1 protein-coding gene is annotated in these 342 nt (G+C 59.6%); it reads left to right on the top strand.

Annotated features, from left to right (window positions below):
• Nucleotides 1–342, top strand: a 342-nt coding sequence (locus AB9K26_RS00035; RefSeq protein WP_369970511.1) for a hypothetical protein, incomplete at both ends; no start/stop codon positions are given.

The raw sequence follows: 342 nt of genomic DNA, 5'->3' as shown, positions 1-342 counted from the left end.
GTGACCTTGACCTTACGGGCGTTAGCGCTACGATCACCGTCGACCCGCTTCCGAACGCCGTTACGGTATCTGCTACCGCACCTAGCGTGTGCTCTGGCGACGACGGGGAGTTCGTGGTCAGTGGCGATGCCGGTGACACCTTGACCTACAGTATAGGCGGCGGCCCTTCGGTAACAGGCGTGATACCTGCTGACGGTACGCTTGAGATCGCGGTTGTGGGGATCACCTCAGCGACGACCATCGATGTCAGCAACGTTTCCAATACGAGCTGTGACCTTGACCTTACGGGCGTTAGCGCTACGATCACCGTCGACCCGCTTCCGAACGCCGTTACGGTATCTG

The organism is Psychroserpens sp. XS_ASV72 (assembly GCF_041224425.1).
Classification (GTDB): Bacteria; Bacteroidota; Bacteroidia; order Flavobacteriales; family Flavobacteriaceae; genus Psychroserpens.
The sequence above is the reverse complement of the archived record's forward strand: the minus strand, read 5'-3'. Positions and strand labels throughout refer to the sequence as shown.